The 23,095-nt window shown below is 72.6% G+C and carries 22 protein-coding genes and 1 riboswitch; of the genes, 16 read left to right on the top strand and 6 right to left on the bottom strand.

Features of this window, described 5'->3' with window-relative positions:
• Positions 1-16 precede the first annotated feature (16 nt).
• From ASC82_RS14250 to ASC82_RS30635, 14 genes are all read left to right on the top strand, one after another.
• Complete coding sequence (locus ASC82_RS14250) at positions 17-862, top strand: glycosyltransferase (protein WP_056648535.1); 846 nt, start codon at positions 17-19, stop codon at positions 860-862.
• A 49-nt stretch (positions 863-911) separates the two neighbouring features.
• A complete protein-coding gene (locus tag ASC82_RS14245) occupies positions 912-1,841 on the top strand; it encodes an ABC transporter permease (protein WP_056646966.1) in 930 nt (309 codons plus the stop codon).
• Complete coding sequence (locus ASC82_RS14240; protein WP_056646964.1) at positions 1,834-2,619, top strand: ABC transporter ATP-binding protein; 786 nt, start codon at positions 1,834-1,836, stop codon at positions 2,617-2,619. The genes ASC82_RS14245 and ASC82_RS14240 overlap by 8 nt, the downstream gene beginning before the upstream one ends.
• A 175-nt stretch (positions 2,620-2,794) precedes the next feature.
• On the top strand, positions 2,795-3,442 hold the full coding sequence (locus ASC82_RS14235) for a TetR/AcrR family transcriptional regulator (RefSeq protein ID WP_056646962.1): 648 nt from the start codon (positions 2,795-2,797) through the stop codon (positions 3,440-3,442).
• 313 nt (positions 3,443-3,755) lie between these two features.
• Complete coding sequence (gene hpnC / locus ASC82_RS14230; RefSeq protein WP_056646959.1) at positions 3,756-4,667, top strand: squalene synthase HpnC; 912 nt, start codon at positions 3,756-3,758, stop codon at positions 4,665-4,667.
• Positions 4,668-4,675: 8 nt separating this feature from the next.
• The gene (gene hpnD, locus ASC82_RS14225; RefSeq protein ID WP_056648533.1) at positions 4,676-5,614 is read left to right on the top strand and encodes a presqualene diphosphate synthase HpnD; all 939 of its coding nucleotides are present in this window, start codon (positions 4,676-4,678) and stop codon (positions 5,612-5,614) included.
• A gap of 100 nt (positions 5,615-5,714) precedes the next feature.
• Entirely contained in the window at positions 5,715-7,115 is a 1,401-nt protein-coding gene (gene hpnE, locus ASC82_RS14220) for a hydroxysqualene dehydroxylase HpnE (RefSeq protein ID WP_056646955.1), read from the top strand.
• On the top strand, positions 7,112-8,212 hold the full coding sequence (locus ASC82_RS14215) for a polyprenyl synthetase family protein (protein ID WP_079039259.1): 1,101 nt from the start codon (positions 7,112-7,114) through the stop codon (positions 8,210-8,212). The genes hpnE and ASC82_RS14215 overlap by 4 nt, the downstream gene beginning before the upstream one ends.
• 107 nt (positions 8,213-8,319) lie before the next feature.
• Positions 8,320-10,359 (top strand): squalene--hopene cyclase, encoded by a 2,040-nt coding sequence (shc, locus tag ASC82_RS14210; protein WP_056646949.1) that lies wholly within the window; start codon positions 8,320-8,322, stop codon positions 10,357-10,359.
• Positions 10,359-11,036 (top strand): 1-hydroxy-2-methyl-2-butenyl 4-diphosphate reductase, encoded by a 678-nt coding sequence (locus tag ASC82_RS14205; RefSeq protein WP_056646946.1) that lies wholly within the window; start codon positions 10,359-10,361, stop codon positions 11,034-11,036. The genes shc and ASC82_RS14205 overlap by 1 nt, the downstream gene beginning before the upstream one ends.
• A 7-nt stretch (positions 11,037-11,043) precedes the next feature.
• Positions 11,044-12,066 (top strand): adenosyl-hopene transferase HpnH, encoded by a 1,023-nt coding sequence (gene hpnH, locus ASC82_RS14200; RefSeq protein ID WP_056646942.1) that lies wholly within the window; start codon positions 11,044-11,046, stop codon positions 12,064-12,066.
• Positions 12,067-12,088: 22 nt separating this feature from the next.
• On the top strand, positions 12,089-13,474 hold the full coding sequence (locus tag ASC82_RS14195) for an aspartate aminotransferase family protein (RefSeq protein WP_056646938.1): 1,386 nt from the start codon (positions 12,089-12,091) through the stop codon (positions 13,472-13,474).
• A gap of 97 nt (positions 13,475-13,571) precedes the next feature.
• Positions 13,572-14,201, top strand: a complete 630-nt coding sequence (locus ASC82_RS14190; protein WP_056646935.1) for a helix-turn-helix domain-containing protein — start codon at positions 13,572-13,574, stop codon at positions 14,199-14,201.
• Between the two features lie 32 nt (positions 14,202-14,233).
• Complete coding sequence (locus tag ASC82_RS30635; protein ID WP_015037637.1) at positions 14,234-14,389, top strand: DUF6126 family protein; 156 nt, start codon at positions 14,234-14,236, stop codon at positions 14,387-14,389.
• Positions 14,390-14,395: 6 nt separating this feature from the next.
• Here the strand turns inward: ASC82_RS30635 and ASC82_RS14185 are convergent, their stop codons facing one another.
• Positions 14,396-15,217: a tyrosine-protein phosphatase gene (locus tag ASC82_RS14185; RefSeq protein WP_056646932.1), complete on the bottom strand. Its 822-nt coding sequence runs from the start codon at positions 15,215-15,217 to the stop codon at positions 14,396-14,398.
• A 393-nt stretch (positions 15,218-15,610) separates the two neighbouring features.
• Positions 15,611-15,766: riboswitch (cyclic di-AMP (ydaO/yuaA leader) on the top strand.
• 4 nt (positions 15,767-15,770) lie between these two features.
• Here ASC82_RS14185 and ASC82_RS14180 point away from each other — a divergent pair.
• Entirely contained in the window at positions 15,771-16,799 is a 1,029-nt protein-coding gene (locus tag ASC82_RS14180) for a peptidoglycan DD-metalloendopeptidase family protein (protein ID WP_056646929.1), read from the top strand.
• Positions 16,800-16,949: 150 nt separating this feature from the next.
• Positions 16,950-17,744, top strand: a complete 795-nt coding sequence (locus ASC82_RS14175) for an SGNH/GDSL hydrolase family protein (protein WP_056646925.1) — start codon at positions 16,950-16,952, stop codon at positions 17,742-17,744.
• Here ASC82_RS14175 and ASC82_RS14170 read toward each other — a convergent pair.
• The 5 genes from ASC82_RS14170 to ASC82_RS14150 are packed head-to-tail and all read right to left on the bottom strand — an operon-like array spanning position 17,731 to position 22,949.
• Positions 17,731-18,603, bottom strand: coding sequence for an STM4011 family radical SAM protein (locus tag ASC82_RS14170; RefSeq protein ID WP_056646922.1), 873 nt, complete (start codon positions 18,601-18,603; stop codon positions 17,731-17,733). The genes ASC82_RS14175 and ASC82_RS14170 overlap by 14 nt on opposite strands.
• Before the next feature lie 8 nt (positions 18,604-18,611).
• Positions 18,612-19,946 carry an STM4012 family radical SAM protein gene (locus ASC82_RS14165; protein WP_056646919.1) on the bottom strand — a complete coding sequence of 445 codons (1,335 nt, stop codon included), beginning with the start codon at positions 19,944-19,946 and terminating at the stop codon, positions 18,612-18,614.
• The gene (locus ASC82_RS14160; protein ID WP_056648531.1) at positions 19,943-20,764 is read right to left on the bottom strand and encodes an STM4013/SEN3800 family hydrolase; all 822 of its coding nucleotides are present in this window, start codon (positions 20,762-20,764) and stop codon (positions 19,943-19,945) included. The genes ASC82_RS14165 and ASC82_RS14160 overlap by 4 nt, the downstream gene beginning before the upstream one ends.
• Before the next feature lie 11 nt (positions 20,765-20,775).
• On the bottom strand, positions 20,776-21,984 hold the full coding sequence (locus tag ASC82_RS14155) for an STM4014 family protein (RefSeq protein ID WP_056646916.1): 1,209 nt from the start codon (positions 21,982-21,984) through the stop codon (positions 20,776-20,778).
• On the bottom strand, positions 21,981-22,949 hold the full coding sequence (locus ASC82_RS14150; protein ID WP_056646913.1) for an STM4015 family protein: 969 nt from the start codon (positions 22,947-22,949) through the stop codon (positions 21,981-21,983). The genes ASC82_RS14155 and ASC82_RS14150 overlap by 4 nt, the downstream gene beginning before the upstream one ends.
• Between the last annotated feature and the right edge of the window lie 146 nt (positions 22,950-23,095).

Below are 23,095 nucleotides of genomic sequence, written 5' to 3'. Positions count from 1 at the left end.
GGCCGTCGTCATCACGATGGGCAACCGCCCCGACGACCTGCGCGCGCTCATCGACTCGGTCGCCAAGCAGGAGGGCGACCGCATCGAGGTCGTCGTCGTCGGGCAGGGCACCCCGGTCACCGGGGTGCCCGGCTGGGTCCGCACCGTCGACCTGCCGGAGAACCTCGGCATCCCCGCCGGCCGCAACGTCGGCATCGAGGCCTTCGGGCCCGGCGGCACCGACGTCGACGTCCTGCTCTTCCTCGACGACGACGGGCTGCTCGCCCACACGGACACCGCCGAACTGGTCCGCCAGGCCTTCACGGCGGACCCGCGGCTCGGCATCATCAGCTTCCGCATCGCCGACCCCGAAACCGCGGTCACCCAGCGCCGGCACGTGCCGCGGCTGCGCTCCGCCGACCCGATGCGCTCATCGCGGGTGACGACCTTCCTCGGCGGCGCCAACGCCGTCCGCACCAAGGTCTTCGCCGAAGTGGGCGCGCTCCCGGGGGAGTTCTTCTACGCGCACGAGGAGACCGATCTCGCCTGGCGCGCGCTCGACGCCGACTGGATGATCGACTACCGTTCCGACATGGTGCTGTTGCACCCCACCACAGCGCCTTCCCGCCACGCCTCGTACCACTTCAACGTGGCCCGTAACCGAGTGTGGCTGGCACGTCGCAATCTGCCCGCACCCCTGGTGCCGGTGTATCTCGGCGTCTGGCTGCTGCTCACCCTGGCACGTCGGCCCTCGCTCTCCGCGCTCAAGGCGTGGTTCGGCGGTTTCCGCGAGGGGTGGACGACTCCCTGCGGGCCGCGCCGCCCGATGAGGTGGCGTACGGTGTGGCGCCTGACCCGGCTGGGTCGCCCCCCGGTCGTCTGACATCGTGGTACCCGACGTGCCGCGCATCTTGAACACGAAAGTTTCGACTGTGAGTGACACACACCAGGGCGGGGCGGTCGCGACGAGCGCGCCCCCGTCCGTCGACGAGGGCCTGGCCCCGGCCGAACTGGCCGCGAAGTACGGCCTCGCGGTCAGCGGCGCCCGGCCCGGGCTGTTCGAGTACGTACGCGAGCTGTGGAGCCGCCGCCACTTCATCCTGGCCTTCTCCTCGGCCAAGCTGACCGCCCAGTACAGCCAGGCCAAGCTGGGCCAGGTGTGGCAGGTGGCGACCCCGCTGCTCAACGCCCTGGTCTACTACCTGATCTTCGGGCTGATCCTGGACGCGGGACAGGGGATGACCAAGGAGGTCTACATTCCCTTCCTGGTCACCGGCATCTTCGTGTTCACCTTCACCCAGAGCTCGGTCATGGCCGGCGTCCGGGCGATCTCGGGCAACCTCGGACTCGTCCGGGCCCTGCACTTCCCGCGGGCCAGCCTCCCGATCTCCTTCTCGCTCCAGCAGCTCCAGCAGCTGCTGTTCTCGATGATCGTGCTCGTGGCGATCATCCTCTCCTTCGGCAGCTACCCCTCCCTCCGGTGGCTGCTGGTGATCCCGGCACTGTTCCTGCACTTCGTGTTCAACGTGGGACTCGCCATGATCGTGGCCAGGCTGGGCTCCAAGACGCCCGACCTCGCCCAGCTGATGCCGTTCATCATGCGGACCTGGATGTACGCGTCCGGCGTCATGTTCTCGATTCCGGTGATGCTCGCCGACAAGCCGGCCTGGATCGCCGACATCCTCATGTACAACCCGGCGGCGGTCTACATGGACCTGATCCGCTACGCCCTCATCGACGGCTACGGCGCGCAGAACCTGCCGGACCACGTCTGGATGACCGCCCTCGCCTGGGCCCTGGCCGTCGGCGCCGGCGGTTTCGTCTACTTCTGGAAGGCCGAGGAGAGGTACGGCCGTGGCTGACCCGAACCCGAGCAACGTCCCCACCGTCATCTGCGACGACGTCCACATCGTCTACCGGGTCAACACCGGCGGCGGAGGCAAGGGCAGCGCCACCGCGGCGCTCAGCCGGATCGTCGGCCGCGGCAAGGCCGAGGTCAACCGCGGCGTCCGCAAGGTCCACGCCGTCCGCGGCGTCACCTTCACCGCCTACCGGGGCGAGGCCATCGGCCTCATCGGCTCCAACGGCTCCGGCAAGTCCACGCTGCTGCGCGCCGTCGCCGGTCTGCTCCCCACCGAGAGCGGCAAGGTCTTCACCGACGGCCAGCCCTCGCTCCTCGGCGTCAACGCGGCCCTCATGAACGACCTGACGGGCGAGCGCAACGTGATCCTCGGCGGCCTCGCCATGGGCATGAGCCGCGAGGAGGTGCGCGAGCGGTACGAAGGCATCGTCGACTTCTCCGGCATCAACGAGAAGGGCGACTTCATCAGCCTGCCCATGCGCACGTACTCCTCCGGCATGGGCGCCCGCCTCCGCTTCGCCATCGCGGCGGCCAAGAACCACGACGTCCTCCTCATCGACGAGGCGCTCGCGACGGGTGACCGCAAGTTCCAGATCCGCTCCGAGGAGCGCATCCGCGAGCTGCGCAAGGAGGCCGGCACGGTCTTCCTGGTCAGCCACAGCAACAAGTCCATCCGGGACACCTGCGACCGGGTGCTCTGGCTGGAGAAGGGGCAGCTCCTGATGGACGGCCCCACGGACGAGGTCCTCAAGGCGTACGAGCGGGAGACCGCGCGCTGACGAGCATTCCGAAGCCGTACGGAGCCCCTGCCGGAGTCACCCGGTAGGGGCTCCTCCGCGCTCCCGTCGCCCGCCACCACCCGTGCCGGAAGGTGCTGCGCACCAGCCCCTTCTCTCCGCGCGTCGCGCTGCCACCCGGAATGTTCATGCGGTCAACATCGGGCAGGATGATCCCATGGCAGCGATCTCGGGGGGAAAGACGTACCACCACGGCGATCTGCGCAACGCGCTGATCTGCGCCGCCGTCCACCTGGCCGCCGACGGCGGTCCCGAGCGGGTCGTGCTGCGCGAGGCCGCCCGCCGGGTCGGCGTCTCGCCCACCGCCGCCTACCGGCACTTCGACGGACGCGGCGAACTGCTCCGCACCGTCAAGGTGCACGCCCAGCGCCTGCTCGCCGACTCCATGGAGCGGGCCGCCGCCCGCGAGCCCGGCGCCGACGACCCCTCGCTGGCCGCCGAGCGCAGGCTCGTCGCCCTCTGCCGGGGGTACGTCGGCTTCGCCGTGGACCAGCCCGGCCTCTACCGGGCCGCGTTCTGCGTCGCCCGCCCCGCCGGGGCCGAGGAGCCGTCCTCCGGGCCGCCGCAGGCCGAGCCCGAGATCCGCGCGTTCACCCTGCTCAGGGAGGCCCTTGAGGGCCTCGCCAAGGCCGGTGGCCCCCGGCCCGGCTTCCGGCCCGCAGCCGGTGCCGCAGCGTGGTCGGCCGTCCACGGACTGTCACTGCTGCTGCTCGACGGCCCGCTGCGGCGCCTTCCCGCACAGCGCAGGGACGACGTCGTCGAATCCACCCTGGCCATGGTGGTCTCCGGCACGCGTGTCCTCTGACCTCGGGTCCGTTTCGAACTCCCTTGCTGCGCGCGAGGGTTGGCGACCCGTACGGATGAAGTCCCGGATCCCCGCCACCCCGGAACGTCGACTGCCCTCGTACAACGTAAGCTGGACCGGTCTGTTTCGAGGCAAGTAGGGCGATACCCCACGGCCATCGGGTCGCCGGGTGACGGCCCGGCGGGCAGGAGTAGGCGGCGTGTCCGAAATAGGATGGATTGGATCGGCAGTGTAGAACGGGAGTCGTGACGGCCATGACGCAGAATCTCCAGCTCCACGAGGGTGTCGCCGTCCCCCCGTCGGGCAGCGCCCGGTGACGGGAACCCGGCAGGTGCGCCCCGACGCCTCCTCGCGCACCACACTCGGCAAGGCCGCGGACGAGAACTTCCCCGTGGCCCCCTTCTTCCTGCCCCGGGCCTGGCGCGACGACCTCATGGCCGTCTACGGCTTCGCCCGCCTCGTCGACGACATCGGCGACGGCGACCTCGCGCCCGGCGGCGCCGACGCCCGGCACCTCGGCCTCACCCCCGAGGAGGGAGAGGACCGGATCGCCCTCCTCGACGCCTTCGAGGCCGACCTCCGGCGCGTCTTCGACGGCACCCCCCGCCACCCGCTGCTGCTCGCGCTCCAGCCGACCGTCCGGCGGTGCGGCCTCGCCCCCGAGCCCTTCCTCGGACTGATCGCGGCCAACCGCCAGGACCAGCTGGTGCGCCGTTACGAGACGTACGACGACCTCCTCGCGTACTGCGAGCTCTCCGCGAACCCCGTCGGCCGCCTCGTCCTCGCCATCACCGGCACCGACACCCCCGAGCGGATCCGGCGCTCCGACGAGATCTGCACCGCCCTGCAGATCGTCGAGCACCTCCAGGACGTCGCCGAGGACCTCGGCCGCGACCGGATCTACCTGCCCGCCGAGGACCTCAAGCGCTTCCACGTCACCGAGGACGACCTCGCCCGGCCCACCGCGGGCGCCTCCGTGCGCGCCCTGATCGCCTTCGAGGCCGAGCGGGCTCGCGAACTGCTGCACGCGGGCACCCCGCTCGTCGGCAGCGTCCACGGCCGGCTCCGCCTCCTCCTCGCCGGATTCACCGCCGGCGGCCTCGCGGCGCTCGACGCGATCACCGCCGCCGGATTCGACGTCCTGCCCGGCCCGCCGGGGCCCACCAAGCCGAACCTGATGCGCCAGGCCGGAGCGGTTCTGCTCCGGGCGCGGAGAGAGGGGTGAGCGCCACCGTGGAGGGACAGTTCCAGCCGTCCGCACCGGTCCAGGCCGCCTACAGCTACTGCGAGGCCGTCACCGGTCAGCAGGCCCGTAACTTCGCGTACGGGATCAGGCTGCTGCCGGCCGAGAAGCGCCAGGCGATGTCCGCGCTGTACGCCTTCTCGCGGCGCGTCGACGACATCGGCGACGGCACGCTCGCGCCCGAGGCCAAGCGGGAGCGGCTCGAAGCCACCCGCGCGCTGCTCGACCGGGTCCGCAAGGGCGAGGTCGACGACGACGACACCGACCCCGTCGCGGTCGCCCTCGCCGACTCGGCCCGCCGCTTCCCGATCCCGCTCGGCGGTCTCGACGAGCTCATCGACGGCGTCCTCATGGACGTCCGCGGCGCGACCTACGAGAGCTGGGACGACCTCAAGATCTACTGCCGCTGCGTCGCCGGCGCGATCGGCCGGCTCTCGCTCGGCGTCTTCGGCACCCAGCCCGGCGCCCAGGGGGCCGACCGGGCCGGCGAGTACGCCGACACCCTGGGGCTCGCGCTCCAACTCACCAACATCCTCAGGGACGTCCGCGAGGACGCCTTGAACGGGCGCACCTACCTGCCCGCCGACGACCTCGCCAAGTTCGGCTGCGGGGAAGGCTTCGGCAGCGAGACCCCGCCCCCCGGCGCCGACTTCGCCGGGCTCGTCCACTTCGAAGTCCGGCGCGCCCGCGCCCTGTTCGCCGAGGGCTACCGGCTGCTGCCGATGCTCGACCGGCGCAGCGGGGCGTGCGTCGCCGCCATGGCGGGCATCTACCGGCGGCTGCTCGACCGCATCGAGCGCGACCCCGAGGCCGTGCTCCGCGGCCGGGTCTCGCTGCCCGGCCGGGAGAAGGCGTACGTCGCCGTGCGCGGCCTCTCCGGGCTCGACACCCGTCACATCGCCCGACGCACCGTCAGGAGGCGTGCCTGATGCACCCGTACGCCCCCCTCCGCCGGGCAACCCGGAGCGCCGCCCCGGCGTCCCTGCCTGCGGCACCCCTGCCGACCGGCCCGAACCGAACGGAGGCCGTGTGACGACCGACGGAACCGAGCGGAACCCCCTGCAGCCCCACGCCGTCGTCGTCGGCGGCGGGCTCGCCGGGATCACGGCCGCGCTCCAGCTCGCCGACGCCGGCGTCCGCGTCACCCTGCTCGAAGGCCGGCCGCGCCTCGGCGGCCTCGCGTTCTCCTTCCGCCGCGGCGACCTCACCGTCGACAACGGCCAGCACGTGTACCTGCGCTGCTGCACCGCATACCGCTGGTTCCTCGACCGGATCGACGGCGCCCGGCTCGCCCCGCTCCAGGACCGCCTCGACGTCCCCGTCCTCGACGTCGCGCACCCCCGCGGCCCCCGGCTCGGCCGGATCCGCCGCGACAACCTCCCCGTGCCGCTGCACCTCGCGCGCAGCCTCGCCACGTACCCCCACCTCTCCCTCGCCGAGCGGGCCTCCGTCGGCCGGGCCGCGCTCGCCCTCAAGAAGCTCGACCCCGCCGACCCGGCGCTCGACGGCATCGACTTCGCCACCTGGCTCGGCCGCCACGGACAGTCCCCGCGGACCGTCGAGGCCCTCTGGGACCTGGTCGGCATCCCCACCCTCAACGCCCCCGCCCCGCAGGCCTCCATGGGGCTCGCGGCGATGGTCTTCAAGACCGGTCTCCTCTCCGAGCCCGGCGCCGCCGACATCGGCTGGGCCCACGTCCCGCTCGGCGAACTCCACGACACCAGGCCCGCGAAGGAGCTCGACGGCCTCGGCGTCCGCACCCTGCTGCGCACCAAGGCCGAGCGGATCTCCCGTACCGGCGACGGGCGTTGGTCCGTCGAGGTGCCGGGGGAGACCATCGACGCCGACACCGTCGTCCTCGCCGTACCGCAGCACGAGACGCACGGCCTGCTGCCCGAAGGCGCCCTCGACGACCCCGACCGGCTCCTCGACATCGACACCGCGCCCATCCTCAACCTGCACGTCGTCTACGACCGCAAGGTGCTGAAGCGGCCGTTCTTCACCGCGCTCGGCTCCCCGGTGCAGTGGGTCTTCGACCGCACCGACTCCTCGGGGCTCCAGGGCGGCGGCCAGTACCTCGCCGTCTCCCAGTCCGCCGCCGGGGACGAGATCGACGAGCCCGTGGCCGCCCTGCGCGAGCGCTACCTCCCGGAGCTGGAGCGGCTGCTGCCCGCCGCCCGAGGCGCCGGGATCCGCGACTTCTTCGTCACCAGGGAGCGGACGGCGACGTTCGCCCCTTCCCCGGGCGTCGGCCGGCTCCGCCCCGGCGCCCGCACCCGGGTCCCCGGCCTCTACCTGGCCGGATCCTGGACCGCCACCGGCTGGCCCGCGACCATGGAGGGCGCCGTCCGCAGCGGTTTCAGCGCAGCGGGCGCCGCGCTCTCCACCCTCGGCCGCCGTCATGACCATCCGCTGCAGGAGGCGGCATGACTGTGAGTACCGGAACTAGAGGAGAGACCGTGCCGACTGTGCCGCCGGGTAATCCGGCCGTCGACACCGCGGACGTGTCCGCACTGCTGGAACGGGGGCGGACCCTGTCCACCCCCGTACTGCGGGCGGCCGTCGACCGCCTCGCAGCGCCCATGGACACCGTGGCCGCCTACCACTTCGGCTGGATCGACGCCCACGGCAACCCCGCCGACGGCGACGGGGGCAAGGCGATCCGCCCCGCGCTCGCGCTGCTGTCGGCCGAGGCCGCGGGCGCCGCGCCCGAGGTCGGCGTCCCCGGCGCCGTCGCCGTGGAGCTCGTCCACAACTTCTCGCTGCTCCACGACGACCTGATGGACGGCGACGAGCAGCGCCGCCACCGCGACACCGTGTGGAAGGTGCACGGCCCCGCCCAGGCCATCCTCGTCGGCGATGCCCTCTTCGCCCTCGCCAACGAGCTGCTGCTCGAACTCGGCACCGTCGAGGCAGGCCGGGCCACCCGCCGGCTGACCACGGCCACCCGGAAGCTCATCGACGGGCAGGCCCAGGACATCTCGTACGAGCACCGCGAGCGGGTCACCGTCGAGGAGTGCCTGGAGATGGAGGGCAACAAGACGGGCGCCCTGCTCGCCTGCGCCGTCTCCATCGGCGCCGTCCTCGGCGGCGCCGACGACCGCACCGCCGACAAGCTGGAGGAGTACGGCTACCACCTCGGCCTCGCCTTCCAGGCCGTCGACGACCTCCTCGGCATCTGGGGCGACCCGGAGGCCACCGGCAAGCAGACTTGGAGCGACCTGCGCCAGCGCAAGAAGTCGCTGCCGGTCGTCGCGGCCCTCGCCGCGGGCGGAACCGCCTCGGAGCGGCTCGGCGAACTCCTCGCCGAGGACGCCAAGTCGAACGACTTCGACAGCTTCTCCGAGGAGGAGTTCGCCTTCCGGGCCGCCCTCATCGAGGAGGCCGGAGGCCGTGAGTGGACCTCCCAGGAGGCCCGCCGCCAGCACGCCGTCGCGATCGCGGCCCTGCACGAGGTGGACATGCCCGCCCGCGTGCGGGAGCAGCTCACCGCGCTGGCCGATTTCGTGGTCGTACGGAAGAGATGATCACCATCACCCTGATATGAGTTCGCGGTCGCCGGCCGGTGCCTTCCGGCGCCGGCCGACGGCAGACCCGTAGAAGCAGAAGAAACCGACTGCGCAAAGGGGAAGCCATGACAGCGACGACCGACGGAAGCGCCGGGGCCGTGGGCCCCCGGGCGGCCGCGGCCAGCACGACGCACGACACCGACGCCTCGGCGCCGGACCTCGACGGGAGCGCCGCCCGGGCCGCGGAACGCGCCGTCGAGCACCTGCTCGCCCGCCAGGACCCGGCGGGCTGGTGGAAGGGCGACCTGGAGACCAACGTCACCATGGACGCCGAGGACCTGCTCCTCCGCCAGTTCCTGGGCATCCTCGACGCCGACACCCTCCGGGCCGCGGCCCTCCACATCCGCCGCGAACAACGGGAGGACGGCGCCTGGGCCACCTTCTACGGCGGACCGGGCGAGGTCTCCGCCACCGTCGAGGCCTATGTGGCGCTGCGGCTCGCCGGGGACGCGCCCGAGGCCCCGCACATGGCCCGCGCCTCCGCCTGGGTCCGCGCCCGGGGCGGGATCGCCGCCGCCCGGGTCTTCACCCGGATCTGGCTGGCCCTCTTCGGCTGGTGGCGCTGGGAGGACCTGCCACAGCTGCCCCCCGAGCTGCTCTTCCTGCCGAAGTGGTTCCCGCTCAACATCTACGACTTCGGCTGCTGGGCCCGGCAGACGATCGTGCCGCTGACCGTCGTCTCCGCGAAGCGCCCGGTCCGCCCCGCGCCCTTCCCGCTCGACGAGCTCCACACCGATCCGGCGCGCCCGAACCCGCCCCGGCCCCTCGCCCCGGCCACCGGCTGGGACGGGATCTTCCAGCGGCTCGACAAGGCGCTGCACGTCTACCACCGGGTCGCCCCCCGCGCGCTGCGCGGGACCGCCATGAACGTGGCCGCGCGGTGGATCGTCGAGCGCCAGGAGAACGACGGCTGCTGGGGCGGCATCCAGCCCCCCGCCGTCTACTCGGTCATCGCCCTGCACCTCCTCGGTTACGACCTCCGGCACCCGGTCATGCGCGCGGGCCTCGACTCCCTCGACCGCTTCGCGGTCTGGCGCGAGGACGGCTCCCGGATGATCGAGGCCTGCCAGTCCCCGGTCTGGGATACCTGCCTCGCCACCATCGCGCTCGCCGACGCCGGGCTCCGCCCCGACCACCCGGCCCTGGTGAAGGCCGTCGACTGGATGCTGGACGAGGAGATCACCAAGGAGGGCGACTGGGCGGTGCGCCGTCCCGGACTCCCGCCGGGCGGCTGGGCGTTCGAGTTCCACAACGACAACTACCCCGACATCGACGACACCGCCGAGGTCCTCCTCGCCCTGCGCCGGGTCGACCACCCCGACCCCGCCCGGGTGGAGGCGGCCATCGCCCGGGGCGCGCGCTGGACTCTCGGCATGCAGTCGCGCAACGGCGCCTGGGGAGCCTTCGACGCCGACAACACCAGCGCCTTGCCCAACAAGCTGCCGTTCTGCGACTTCGGCGAGGTGATCGACCCGCCGTCCGCCGACGTCACCGCCCATGTGGTGGAGATGCTCGCCTACGAGGGGCAGGCCCGGAATCCCCGTACGCGGCGGGGAATCGAGTGGCTCCTCGCCGAACAGGAGCCGAACGGCGCCTGGTTCGGCCGCTGGGGCGTCAACCACGTCTACGGGACGGGGTCGGTGGTCCCGGCCCTCACCGCCGCGGGGCTGCCCGGCTCCCACCCGGCGATCCGCCGGGCCGTCGCCTGGCTGGGCTCCACGCAGAACGAGGACGGGGGCTGGGGCGAGGACCTCCGCTCGTACGAGGACGAGCAGTGGATCGGACGCGGCGCCTCCACCGCCTCCCAGACCGCGTGGGCGCTCATCGCCCTCCTCGCGGCCGGCGACCGCGAATCCGAGCCCGTCCGGCGGGGCGTCGCCTGGCTCACGGAGACGCAGCGTGAGGACGGCTCCTGGGACGAGCCGTACTTCACGGGCACCGGCTTCCCCTGGGACTTCTCCATCAACTACCACCTCTACCGGCAGGTGTTCCCGCTCACGGCCCTCGGGCGGTACGTGTACGGGGATCCCTCCCCCCAGGCGGCCCGTGCCGCCCGCTCCGCCCACGCGGTCCGCTCCTCCCGGTCGACGGCCGGGGAGGGCTGATGGGCCGCGAGCCGGGCCCGCGACCCGGCGACGCACCGCCCCTGCTGATCGCCTGTGCGCTCGGCATCGAGCGGTTCGCCCTGCGCAGCGGGGACCGGGGCGGCGCTCCGGGCCCCGTGACCGTGGTGCGTACGGGCATGGGACCCGCCCACGCCCGCCGGACCGTGTCCCGGGTGCTCGGCGAGGAGCGGTGGGCGGACGCCGCCGTCATCGCCTCCGGCTTCTGCGCGGGGCTCGCCCCGGGCATGCACCCGGGGGACCTGATCGTCGCCGAGGAGACCCGGGGCTCCGACGGCACGACCCAGTGCGTCGGCACCGAGCTCCTGGTGAAGGCGCTGGCCAGGGCGGTGCCCGGGCGGACCGTCCACACCGGCCCGCTGACCGGCTCCGACCACGTCGTGCGCGGCCCCGAGCGGGCCGCGCTGCGGGCCACCGGCGCGATCGCCGTCGACATGGAGTCCGCGGCGACCCTGGGCACCGCGCGAGAGACCGGCCGGCTCGGGACGGGGCCGGACGCCCGCCCGGTTGCGGCCGTCCGGGTGGTCGTGGACGCTCCAGAACATGAACTGGTCCGGATCGGCACGGTACGCGGGGGAATATCGGCCTTCCGTGTTCTCCGTGCCGTCCTTCCCGCATTCTTCGAATGGCACCGTTCTTTGCTGCTCCCCAGGAGGTGAGCGAGTTATGGCCATGCCGCTCCGTCAGTCCATCAGGGTCGGGACCTACCTCTTCGAACAGAAGCTCCGCAAGCGGGACAAGTTCCCGCTGATCGTCGAGCTGGAGCCGCTCTACGCCTGCAACCTCGCGTGCGAGGGCTGCGGAAAGATCCAGCACCCGGCGGGTGTCCTCAAGCAGCGCATGCCGGTGGCGCAGGCCGTCGGCGCGGTCCTGGAGTCCGGCGCGCCCATGGTGTCGATCGCGGGCGGCGAGCCCCTGATGCACCCTCAGATCGACGAGATCGTGCGCCAGTTGGTGGCCAGGAGGAAGTACGTCTTCCTGTGCACCAACGCGATGCTGCTCCGCAAGAAGCTGGACAAGTTCACGCCCTCGCCGTACTTCGCCTTCGCCGTGCACATCGACGGCCTGCGCGAGCGGCACGACGAATCCGTCGCCAAGGAGGGCGTGTTCGACGAGGCGGTGGCGGCCATCAAGGAGGCCAAGCGGCGCGGCTTCCGCGTCACCACCAATTCGACCTTCTTCAACACCGACACCCCGCAGACCATCATCGAGGTGCTCAATTTCCTCAACGACGACCTCCAGGTCGACGAAATGATGATCTCGCCCGCCTACGCCTACGAGAAGGCCCCCGACCAGGAGCACTTCCTCGGCGTCGAGCAGACCCGCGAACTCTTCAAGAAGGCCTTCGCGGGCGGAAACCGGCGCCGCTGGCGCCTCAACCACTCGCCGCTCTTCCTGGACTTCCTCGAAGGAAAGGCCGATTTCCCCTGCACGGCCTGGGCCATTCCGAACTACTCGCTCTTCGGCTGGCAGCGCCCCTGCTATCTGATGAGCGACGGATACGTCCCCACGTACCGCGAACTCGTCGAGGAAACCGACTGGGACAAGTACGGCCGCGGAAAGGACCCGCGCTGCGCCAATTGCATGGCGCACTGCGGCTACGAACCCACCGCCGTCCTCGCCACCATGGGGTCCCTCAAGGAGTCCCTGCGCGCGATCAGGGAGACCGTCTCCGGGAACAGCGCGTGAGAGCGGGGAAGGAGGGCGGGCGATGAGCGGGGAGTTCGATCTGCGGGCACTGCTCGCCGAGCGCGGCGGCGAGCGGTACGAGCTGCACGCCAAGTACCTCAACCACCAGCTGCCGCGCATGCTCCACACCATCGGCTTCGACAAGGTGTACGAGCGGGCAGAGGGCGCCCACTTCTGGGACGCCGACGGCGTCGACCACCTCGACATGCTCGCCGGCTTCGGCGTGATGGGCCTCGGACGGCACCACCCCGTCGTCCGCAAGGCCCTCCACGACGTCCTGGACTCCCAGCTCGCCGACCTCACCCGCTTCGACTGCCAGCCCCTGCCGGGGCTGCTCGCCGAGCGGCTGCTCGCCCACAGCCCGCACCTCGACCGGGTCTTCTTCGGCAACAGCGGCACCGAGGCCGTGGAGACCGCCCTCAAATTCGCCCGGTACGCCACCGGGCGGCCCAGGGTCCTCTACTGCGCCCACGCCTTCCACGGGCTCACCACCGGCTCGCTCTCCGTCAACGGCGAGGAGGGCTTCCGGCAGGGCTTCGACCCGCTCCTGCCGGACACCGCGATCGCCCTCGGCGACCTCGAAGCCCTGGAGCGGGAGCTGCGCCGGGGCGACGTGGCCGCCTTCGTCGTGGAGCCGATCCAGGGCAAGGGCGTCCACGAGGCGCCGCCCGGCTTCCTGCGCGCCGCGCAGGAGCTGCTGCACCGGCACGGAGTGCTGCTGATCGCGGACGAGGTGCAGACCGGCCTCGGCAGGACCGGCGACTTCTACGCGTACCAGCACGAGCCGGGGGTCGAGCCGGACCTGGTCTGCGTCGCCAAGGCGCTCTCCGGCGGCTACGTGCCGGTCGGTGCCACCCTCGGCAAGGACTGGATCTTCAAGAAGGTCTACTCGTCGATGGACCGGGTCCTGGTCCACTCGGCGAGCTTCGGATCGAACGCGCAGGCCATGGCGGCCGGGCTCGCCGTCCTCGCCGTCATGGAGGACGAGGGGACGGTCGCGCACGCGCGCCGGATCGGCGACCTGCTCTCCGGGCGCCTGAAGGAGCTCGTGCCCCGGTACGAGCTGCTGCACGAGATCCGGGGGCGCGGGCTGATGATCGGGATCGAGTTCGGCCGCCCGTCCTCGCTGGGGCTGCGCGGACGCTGGACCATGCTCCAGGCGGCCCGCAAGGGTCTCTTCGCCCAGATGGTCGTCGTGCCCCTGCTCCAGCGGCACCGGATCCTCACCCAGGTCTCCGGTGACCATCTGGAGGTGATCAAGCTGATCCCGCCGCTGATCATCGACGAGGCGGACGTGGACCGGTTCGTCACCGCCTTCACGGCGGTCATGGACGAGGCCCACGGCGGCGGCGGGCTGATGTGGGACTTCGGGAAGACACTGGTGAAGCAGGCCGTGGCACAGCGCTGAGCCGGACGGGTCCGAGGTCTTCGCGCCGGGCTTCGACGGGGTTTGCCTCTGAGGCAAGAAACTTGCCTCAGAGGCACGATCCTGGCGCAATGGACGCATGGACCACGTCCCCGGGGAGATCTCCCCGGACCCCGCCACCCCCGACGTCCTGCCCGACGTCGCCCCGCAGCTGCGGGCCCTGCGCCGCCGCCGGGGACTCACCCTGGAGGCCGCCGCCCAGCGGGCCGGCCTCTCGCCGGCCCACCTCTCCCGACTGGAGACGGGGAACCGGCAGCCGTCGCTCCCCATGCTGCTCGCCCTCGCCCGTATCTACGGTACGACGGTCTCCGAGCTCCTCGGCGAGACACCGCCCGAGCGCGACCCCGTCGTCCGCGCCGGCCGCTCCGAGCCCGTCGAGGCCGACGGCTGGATCTACCGGCAGGCCGGCGGCGCCGGGCGGGCGCTCCAGTGCCTGCGCGTCCACGTGCCGTACGCCACCCGGGCCGACATCGTGCGGGTCCACCCCGGCGAGGAGTGGATCCACGTCCTGGAGGGGCGGGTGCGGCTCGCGCTCGGCGAGGCCGTCCACGTCCTCGATCCGGGGGACAGCGCGCACTTCGACTCGTTCACCCCGCACCGCATCGGCGCCGCCACCCCCGGCGGGGCCGAGCTGCTCTTCGTCCACACCCTGATGCAGAGTCCCGTCGCCGAGCTGTGCCTCGGCGACGGAACCCCGCACCGGCGTTGACCGCCGTACCCCTCCGTCAGAAAAGGACCGAGATGTCCGAGAAGTCACGACCTGTCACCGGCGAAGAGCGCGGGGAAGGCAAGTTCCCCAAGGGCCTGGTCCTCCGCCTCTTCGCGTACCTGATCGCCGGACACCTCTTCGCCGGCTTCCTCTACCTGCTCTTCATGCTCGGCGGGCAGAACCAGTAGGCGGGACTACGCCTCGACGAGGAAGTGCTCCCGCAGCCGCTCGCGGGTCTCCGGGGCCAGCTTGAGCCCCTCCGTGAGGTAGGTCTCCACCGAGCCCCAGGTCGCGTCGATCGTCTCGAACGCGGCCCGCAGATACTCCACCCGCGCGTCGAAGAGCGGGCTCAGCAGCTCCATCACCTCGGGCGACATCGCGTCCGCGGAGGTGGAGCTGCGGCGCACCTTGTAGCGGCGGTGCGGGTCGTTCGACTTCACGTAGTCGGCCTCGATCGCCTCGCGCTCGACGCCGAGGGCGAGCAGGGTGATCGCGATGGAGAGGCCGGCGCGGTCCTTGCCCGCCGCGCAGTGCATCAGGGCCGGGACGCTCTCCTCCGCCATGGAGTGCAGGATCCGGCTGTGCTCCGAGGTCCGCTCGACCACCATCTTCCGGTACGAGTCGGACATTCGGGCCGCCGCCTTGCCGTTGCCCAGGATCTCGCGCAGCTGCTCGATCTCGCCCTCGCGTACCAGCTTCCAGAACTCCTTGCCGTCGGCCGGGTCGTTGAGGGGGATGTTCACGTTCCGTACGCCGGGGAGCTCCACGTCCGCCCCCTCGACCCTGCGGTCGGCCTCGTTGCGGAAGTCGAAGACGGTGTGCAGGCCGAGCGAGGCGAGGAAGGCGGCGTCCGCCTCGGTGGCGTGGGCGAGGTGGCCGCTGCGGAAGAGGCGGCCGGGTCGCACGGCGCGCCCGTCCGTCGTCGGCAGGCCGCCCACGTCCCGGAAGTTGCGGACCTCGGCCAGCTCGGGTTCGTTCGCTTCGGTGGGCGGGACCTGCGGCAGCTGCTGCGTCACGGATGCTCCTGGGGGTCGTCGTTCGGGGGCCCGATGCGCGATCGGTTCCTAGGACAATCATCCAGGTGGGAGGGGTTCCGCGCACCCCCTCGGACGGGAATGGGCGATCTGTCCGATATAGGGCGTTAGGTAGAACGCGCCCTGTTTGCAGGCGAGATGGGCGGGGCCGCGTGAGCAGGGTCATAGAAGTGACGGATCGTGGCCGAGGGCCCCGGGCAATTGCCGTACGGAAAAAGGAAATCGAAGGACCGTCATCGACGGAGGGTGACCGGAATTCCGCCCGGAATGCGGCCCGCGTAATGCCGGGGGAAATCTGCGGCTTGTTCGCTCCGACCCCGCTCGTCTAGCGTCACCGTCAATCCGGTCGGACCGCCGAATCCTGCCACCGTCCGGAATCCGCACTCATCCCATGCGTGGCAGGAGCGGGGGACCCAGGAAGTACGCCGGTCCCGCGACACAGGACGGCTCGGGGTGAAGCCGCGTGAGAACGCGGCCGGGCATCTCCAGTCCGAACCCGACAGCTCACCTCGTAGGCGCCGGAGAGGAATTCGCCATGCCCGCGAAGGGTAAGCACCGCCGTCCCAGGAACAACCCCCTCACCCGTGGACTCGTCGCCGCCGGTACCGGAGGCGCCGTCGTCGCGCTTCCGCTCCTCGGCGCCACCGGGGCCCACGCCGCCGAGCAGGCCGCCCCGGCCGCCGTCCCCGCCCAGGCCGTCGTCGCCGCCGCCCAGGTGAAGGCGCCCGCCGCCCTCCAGGCCGCGCCGACCGCCGCCGCGAAGGCCGCGCCGAAGACGTACTCCGTCGTCAGCGGCGACTACCTGTCGAAGATCGCCACCGAGCACCACCTCGCGGGCGGCTGGCAGAAGCTGTACGCGGACAACCGCCAGGTCGTCGGCGAGAACCCCTCGCTGATCCTGCCCGGCATGAAGCTCACCCTCGGCGCCAAGAGCACCGCGACCGCCGCCGCCCCGAAGAGCGCGCCCAAGGCCGCCGCTCCCCAGCGCACCGCGCCGAAGGCCGCCGCCCCCGAGAGCACGAAGAGCTCCGGGAAGAACGGCGACACCCAGCGCGCCTCGCGCAGCAGCGAGCGCTCCTCCGCCCCGGCCGCCGCCACCTCGGAGACCTCCGCCTCGCAGTCGCAGGCCTCGCAGTCGTCGGGCTCCTCGGCCTCCGCGTCCGGCTGGGTCGCGCCCGTCACCGGCGGCTTCTCCACCCCGTACCGCGCCTCCGGCTCCATGTGGTCCTCCGGCTACCACACCGGTGTCGACTTCATCGCCTCCTCCGGCACCACCGTCCGCGCCGTCGGCGCCGGCACGGTCGTCTCCGCCGGCTGGAGCGGCGCCTACGGCAACGAGGTCGTCATCCAGCACGCCGACGGCAACTACTCGCAGTACGCGCACCTCTCCTCCCTCTCCGTCTCGTCCGGCCAGACCGTCAGCGGCGGCCAGCAGATCGGCCTCTCCGGCTCGACCGGCAACTCCACCGGCCCGCACCTGCACTTCGAGATCCGCACCTCCCCGAGCTACGGCTCCGACGTCGACCCGCTGGCCTACCTCCGCCAGCACGGCGTCTCCGTCTGACACGGACGCATTTCGACGGCCCGGCACGTATGTGCCGGGCCGTCGCCGTATTCCGTCTTGGGAGAATCTTTATCGGTGGCATATGTCACCCGCCGTCAACCCCTCCTTACGGTCGCGTAGGTCACATCCCAAAGGGAAGGATGTGCTCCCGTGGCAGACGATTCGAGATCAAGAGACAAGAACGCATTCGGGTCGTACGCGGCGATCGGTGACAGCTTCACCGAGGGCGTCGGAGACCCCGGGCCCGACGGGACGTACGTCGGCTGGGCGGACCGCTTCGCGGTCCTGCTCGCCGACCAGCTGCCGGAGCACGACGACTTCCGCTACGCCAACCTGGCCGTACGCGGGCGACTGCTCGACCAGATCGTGGCGGAACAGGTCCCCCGGGCGAAGGAACTCGCCCCCGACCTGGTGACCTTCTGTGCGGGCGGCAACGACATCATCCGGCCCGGCACGGACCCCGACGACGTGGCCGAGCGCTTCGAGCGCGCCGTCGCGGACCTGACCTCCGCCGTCGGCACCGTCATGGTGACCACCGGCTTCGACACCCGTGACATCCCCGTGCTCCGGCACCTGCGCGGGAAGATCGCCACCTACACGGCCCACGTCCGGTCCATCGCGGACCGCTACGACTGCCCGGTCCTCGACCTGTGGTCCCTCAAGTCCGTGCAGGACCTGCGGGCCTGGGACGACGACCGGCTGCACCTCTCGCCCGACGGCCACACCCGCGTCGCCCTGCGCGCCGCCCAGGTCCTCGGCCTGCCGGTGCCCGCCGACCCGGACCAGCCGTGGCCGCCGCGCCCGCCGCGCGGCACGCTCGAGGTGCGCCGCGACGACATCCACTGGGCCAAGGAGTACCTCGTGCCCTGGATCGGGCGCAGGCTGCGGGGCGAGAGCTCGGGCGACCACGTCGAGGCCAAGCGCCCCGACCTCATGCCCCTGTAGGACCGCCGGGGGCGACGACGCCGGCCGGGATCCGCTCCAGGACCCCGCCGGCGAACACGTCGTACAGCGGCAGCGTCTCCAGGTGGACGTAGCCGATGTGACAGTCGCAGACGCCGAGGGGGCAGGCCCGGGGCCGCAGGGCGGCGCGGTACGAACCGTCGTACAGGTTGCCCAGCTCCGCCTTGACGAAGTGGCAGCGCCGTACGGTCCCCTCGCCGTCCACCGAGATCACCGACTCGCCCGTACGGCACGGCAGCCCCGCCGAGGGGTGCGGCCGTCGGCTGTACGGGAAGAGCGGATCGATCTCCGTCCACTCCCCGGCCTCCGCGTCCGTGTACGTGTGCCCCTCGGCCGCGTTCACCCAGAGGTAGACGTGCGGCGGCAGGGCGGCGCGCAGCCGCCGGGCGTCGTCCCGGTGCTCGGGCAGGCCGACCACGCCGACACTGAACCGGATGCCCCGGTCCGCCAGCTCGCGGCACTTGCCGAGGAACCGCTCGTACGGCGTCTGGCCCGGGTGGTACGTGCACCAGAGGGCGACGGTCTCCGGGTCCGCCTCCGCCAGCCAGTCCGTCCGGCAGCTCAGATTCGTCTGGATCGCCACCCGCTCGACGTGCGGCAGCCGCGACAGGTCGACGAGCGCCCGCCGGTACCAGGAGCGCACCAGCCCCTCGCCCCACGGGGTGAACAGGATCCGCAGCCGGTCGCCGGTCTGTGCGGCGGCCCACCCCGTGAACCGGTCGAGCGCGGCCCGGTCCGCGCGCAGCTGCTCGCGGCTGTCCCGCCGCTTGGCGAAGGGACAGTAGGGGCAGTCGAAGTCGCAGGAGGAGAGCGGGCCGCGGTAGAGCAGCGTCAGATCCATGCCCGCCCCTACTTCGGCTCATACGCGGCCATGGCGGCCCGCACTCCGGGCGAGAACAGCTCCGGGCCGAGCCCGTCCGAGTACGCGAGCCCCTCCGGCGAGAGCCGGAGCAGCCCCGCCGGGGCGTCCGCGTCGAGCCAGCCGAGGGCCTCGAACCGGCCCAGCTCCACGGGGAAGTCCGCGAACGGCGAGGAGCCGAACCGCTCCTCGTAGCCGGCGACCGGCATGCCCTCCGCCTGGAGCAGCGACTGGAGCAGATGGCGGCGGCGGGCCTCCTCCGCGTCGACCCACCGGCCCACCTCGACGCGCGAGAAGTCCTCGGTCTCCGTGTAGGCGTCGATGATCGAGCGGATCTCCCGCATGTCGACGGCGTAGTCGAAGGAGTAGTGCAGCGCCGAGGTGTACGAGCGGGCCCCGCAGCCCAGGCCGATCATCCCGTCCGTCTGGCACGCGTAGTCGTCCGGGCCGAGGGGAGCGGCGTCCGTCCGCCGGAACATCCGCATCGACACCTGCTCGTAGCCGTGCGCGCGGAGGTGGTCCCGGCCGTACCGGTAGAGGCGCAGCCGCTGCTCGTCCCACGCGCGGTCGGCGGCGGGGGAGATCCGGCCGAGGCCGGTGAGCGGCCGGACGTACAGCGGGTAGAGGTACAGCTCCTCGGGGCGCCAGGCGAGCGCCGCGTCGAGCGAGGAGCGCCAGGACTCCTCGGTCTGGCCGTCGATCCCGTAGATGAGGTCGATGTTGAGGACGGGCACGCCGGTGTCCCGGATCCTGCCGAGCGCGGCCTCGACGTCCGCACGCCGCTGCGGTCGGACGGCCGCCCGGGCCTCCGCCTCCACGAAGCTCTGCACCCCGATGCTGAGGCGGGTCGCGCCCCGCTCGGCGAGGAGCGCGAGCCGGTCGGTCGTCGCCGTCGCGGGGGAGGTCTCGACGGAGAGCGGCACGGCCCGCAGGTCGACGCCCATCCGCTTCTCGGCGATGTCGCAGAGCCGCTCCAGCTCGGCGGCGGTGAGGAAGGTGGGCGTGCCACCGCCGAACGCGGCCGTCGCGAACCGCACCGGTGCACGGTCGCCGAGCGCCTCGCGGACCGCCGTGGCCTGGCGGTCGAGGGCGTCGAGATAGCGGGTGCTCAGCTCGTCGGGGGCGCCGATGCGGGTGAAGAGGTTGCAGAAACCGCAGCGGACCTCGCAGAACGGTATGTGCGCGTAGAGGGAGAGCGCGTCCTTCGGCTCCGCCTCCCAGAGGGCGCCGAGGGAGGGCCGGTCGGGGAGCGCGCGGTACGCCGTCTTGTGCGGATACGCGTAGACGTAGCTGCGGTACGGGCGCGGGGAGGTGGTCTCGCTCATGCCGCCGCCTCCCGCGCGGGGCCGTCCAGGACGAACTGCGCGTACGGCACGGTCCACACGACCTCGTGGCCGAGCCGGTGCCCGGTGTGCCCGTCCTCCCCGTACGCGGTGCCGTGGTCCGAGCAGACGATCGCGAAGCAGGGACGCCGGCTGCTCATCGCGGCGAAGAGCCGTCCGATGTGCCGGTCGACGTATTCGAGGGCCGCCGCGTGCGTGGCCCGGGAGTCCCCGGTCTCGCGGGTCGCCCCGGGCAGATGGAACCAGTTGGGCTGGTGCAGCGCGGACACGTTGACGAAGAGGAAGAGCCGCCGCTCGCGGGGGAGCGCGGCGACGACCTCCTCGGCGCGGGCCACCTGGGACTCGAAGGAGGTCGGGGACGCGACGCCGAAGGACGGTTCCCAGTGACTCTCCTGGAACATGCCGGGGAGCACGGAGCCGAGCGGCGGCTGCTTGTTGAAGAAGCCGACCCCGCCGACGCAGACCGTCCGGTAGCCCTCGCCCGCGAGCGCCGAGACGAGGTCCGGGGTGTCGTGGACGTAGGTGCCGCCGGCGGTCGACTCGCTGCCCGCGAACCGGGCCGCGAAGAGCCGGGGGTGCGGCCCGGGAGAGGCCGGGGTCGGCAGGAAGCCGGCGAAGATCGCCTGGTGGGAGGCGTACGTGAAGCTGCCGGGCGCGTGCCGCCGCTCCCACACCCCGCCGGGCAGGTGCCGGGCCAGGTGCGGGATGCGCCCCTCGGCCGCCAGCTCGGCCGCCACGTCGTACCGCAGCGTGTCGAGGGTGACCAGGAGCAGGTCGTGGCTGCCGACGATCGCGTTCATGTCGGGCTGGTTCACGTGGTGCTCGTTCCTGTGGTGCGGGGGATCGCGTGGGTGGGGCGGGGGTCGGTGGGGTCGGTGGGGTCGGTGCCGAGGGGGTCGGCGTCGGGGCGGCCGGGGTACGCGTCGGGGAACTGTGCGGCGACCTGCGCCGCGTACGTGTCGAGGCCCTCGGCGCCGCTGCCCGGCAGCCCCGTCAGCCTGGGCAGCAGATCGCCGAAGGCGTTGACCTCGCCCACCGCGAAGCGGCGCCAGCCGGTGGCGGGCAGCAGGTCGACGCCCACGCACCGGGTGCCGGGGAAGGCGGCGGCGGCCCGCTCGCACACGCCGAGCGCGTCCTCCCACCGTCCGCCGGCCGCGGTGATCGCGGCCCGGGCCGCGGCCAGGTCGCCCCGGGCGCCGCCCAGATGCAGATTGGTCATGGGGGAGCGGCTCGTGCGGACGACGGCGTGGGTGGCGCGGCCGTCGATCACCACCACCCGCAGGTCGGCGGCCCGGCCGTCCTGCGTGGCCTTCGGCAGCCAGCGCTCGACGTGCAGCCCGTCGGGGGCGAGGGCGTCCACGATCGCGGCGACCTCCCGCTCGCTCGTGTAGCGCCGGACCCGCAGGGAGTTGAAGAGGCGGCCGTCCGGGCCGCGCTCCACCGAGGTGGTCGCCTGGATCCGGCCCGCGCCGTTCGTCTCCACCGCGAGCACCCCCGACGCGGAGGAGCCGTGCGCGAGCTTCACGAACGACCGGCGCAGCCCGGCCGCGCCGAGCAGCGACCGGAGGTCCGCCCAGCCGCCCACGGCCGGGGCGCCGGGGCCGGAGGTCGGCGAATCGGGCACCGGCACACCGGCCGCCCGCAGCCGGCCGTGGCTCAGCCGCTTGTCGAACAGGACCGCGAGCTCGCCCGGGTCGTCGACCAGGGACGCACCCGCCTCCGTGACGGCCCGTGAGAGTCCGGAGACGGCGGCGGTGAACCGGGCGTACCAGCGGCCCGAACCCTCGACCCGGGCCGGGTCGTCGACGCCGCGCAGCAGCCGGTCGGTCTCCGGGTCCTCGCCGGGCGAGTCCAGCCGTACGGTCTCGCCGGCGGCGAACCGCGCCCGGCCGCCCAGCACGTCGGGCCAGGACACCACCCGCGCCCGGGGCAGCCCGGCGGACCGCAGCGCGTCCTGGAAGAACGCGACGCGGCGGCCCGCCGGGTCACCGACGACGACGAGGCGCGGGGCGGGGGTCATTCGGCTACCGCGATGTACCGGTGGACCCTGTCGTCGTAGTCCTCCGCCTCCTGCGGGTCGTCGAGGACGACCGTGACGCCGTGCGGGACGAGCGCGGACCGGACCCGCTCGCTCATCGCCTCCGACAGGTAGTGGTGGGAGAGGTCGAGGTGGGCGAGGTGCGTCAGCGGCTGCCCGTCGAGGAGGGCCGCCGCGCCCTCGTCGGTGAGGACGCCCATGGAGAGGTCGAGCCGCTCGATCCGGGCGACGACCGGGGCACCGGCCACGGCCGCGGCGACCTCGTCCTGGATGACGCTGTTGCACAGGCCCAGGCGGCGCAGTGCGGGGAAGGCCGTCCCCGCGAGCAGCGGAGCCAGGTCCTCGGCGGTGCTGTCGCCGCCGTACTCGTCGGTGCCGAGCCAGAGCTCCAGGCTCTCCAGGGCGGGCAGCTCGCTGCCGGCGATCCCGCGCACGACCTCGGCGGGCAGACCGCCCGTCTCGACCACCAGGGTCTCCAGGGCGTCGTGCCGGATCGCGGGGAAGGCCAGCCCCGTGCCCCCGCGCACCCCGAACTCCCGCAGGGCCGGGTAGGCGGCGAACAGCGGCGTCACATCGGACTGGACGATCCACGAGATCTCGCAGTCCTCGCCCGTCATGTCGCCGAGGAACACCGCCCGCAGGCCGGTGAGCCGGTCGGCGGCGGCGACCAGGGCCGCGACGATGGGGGCGGACGATTCCTCGTACGCCTCGTCCCAGCCGCCGACGACCAGCGCGCGCACCCGCTCCGGCGCGACCGTCTTGAGGAACCGCTCGAAGAGAGGCTCCCAGAGCTCGTCCTCGGGATCGCTGTACGTCGGGGCGGAGATCCGCCAGGCGACCGCTTCCGCGTCGGGCAGCGTGGCGGACGCGGTCCCGTCCGCGCCGGCACCCGGGAAGTCGAACACGGGAAGGCCGTGGAAATCCTGCTGGTATTTCCCGATGGTCATGACGGTGCTCCAGACAACGGACGACGTTGATCGGCTGATGCCAAGAGTTCTACCAAGCGGCACCGACAACGCCGTTCGCCGGGGCCGCTCCGGCGGGCCCGGGGCGCCGGCCGGACGGATTGTCAGACCCGGCCTCTAGCGTCGTT

Source organism: Streptomyces sp. Root431 (assembly GCF_001426585.1).
In the GTDB taxonomy this organism is placed as follows: domain Bacteria; phylum Actinomycetota; class Actinomycetes; order Streptomycetales; family Streptomycetaceae; genus Streptomyces; species Streptomyces stackebrandtii.
Note: the sequence above shows the minus strand (reverse complement) of the source record. Positions and strands in the feature narration are given on the sequence as shown.

Bases quoted from the DNA above. Each gene is read 5' to 3' on its own strand.
- ASC82_RS14250 (WP_056648535.1), top strand. From the start codon at position 17: ATGGGCAACCGCCCCGACGACCTGCGCGCGCTCATCGACTCGGTCGCC.
- ASC82_RS14235 (WP_056646962.1), top strand. From the start codon at position 2,795: ATGGCAGCGATCTCGGGGGGAAAGACGTACCACCACGGCGATCTGCGC.
- ASC82_RS14215 (WP_079039259.1), top strand. From the start codon at position 7,112: ATGACTGTGAGTACCGGAACTAGAGGAGAGACCGTGCCGACTGTGCCG.
- shc (WP_056646949.1), top strand. From the start codon at position 8,320: ATGACAGCGACGACCGACGGAAGCGCCGGGGCCGTGGGCCCCCGGGCG.
- ASC82_RS14205 (WP_056646946.1), top strand. From the start codon at position 10,359: ATGGGCCGCGAGCCGGGCCCGCGACCCGGCGACGCACCGCCCCTGCTG.
- hpnH (WP_056646942.1), top strand. From the start codon at position 11,044: ATGGCCATGCCGCTCCGTCAGTCCATCAGGGTCGGGACCTACCTCTTC.
- ASC82_RS14195 (WP_056646938.1), top strand. From the start codon at position 12,089: ATGAGCGGGGAGTTCGATCTGCGGGCACTGCTCGCCGAGCGCGGCGGC.
- ASC82_RS14190 (WP_056646935.1), top strand. From the start codon at position 13,572: ATGGACCACGTCCCCGGGGAGATCTCCCCGGACCCCGCCACCCCCGAC.
- ASC82_RS30635 (WP_015037637.1), top strand. From the start codon at position 14,234: ATGTCCGAGAAGTCACGACCTGTCACCGGCGAAGAGCGCGGGGAAGGC.
- ASC82_RS14180 (WP_056646929.1), top strand. From the start codon at position 15,771: ATGCCCGCGAAGGGTAAGCACCGCCGTCCCAGGAACAACCCCCTCACC.
- ASC82_RS14170 (WP_056646922.1), bottom strand. From the start codon at position 18,603: ATGGATCTGACGCTGCTCTACCGCGGCCCGCTCTCCTCCTGCGACTTC.
- ASC82_RS14165 (WP_056646919.1), bottom strand. From the start codon at position 19,946: ATGAGCGAGACCACCTCCCCGCGCCCGTACCGCAGCTACGTCTACGCG.
- ASC82_RS14160 (WP_056648531.1), bottom strand. From the start codon at position 20,764: ATGAACGCGATCGTCGGCAGCCACGACCTGCTCCTGGTCACCCTCGAC.
- ASC82_RS14155 (WP_056646916.1), bottom strand. From the start codon at position 21,984: ATGACCCCCGCCCCGCGCCTCGTCGTCGTCGGTGACCCGGCGGGCCGC.
- ASC82_RS14150 (WP_056646913.1), bottom strand. From the start codon at position 22,949: ATGACCATCGGGAAATACCAGCAGGATTTCCACGGCCTTCCCGTGTTC.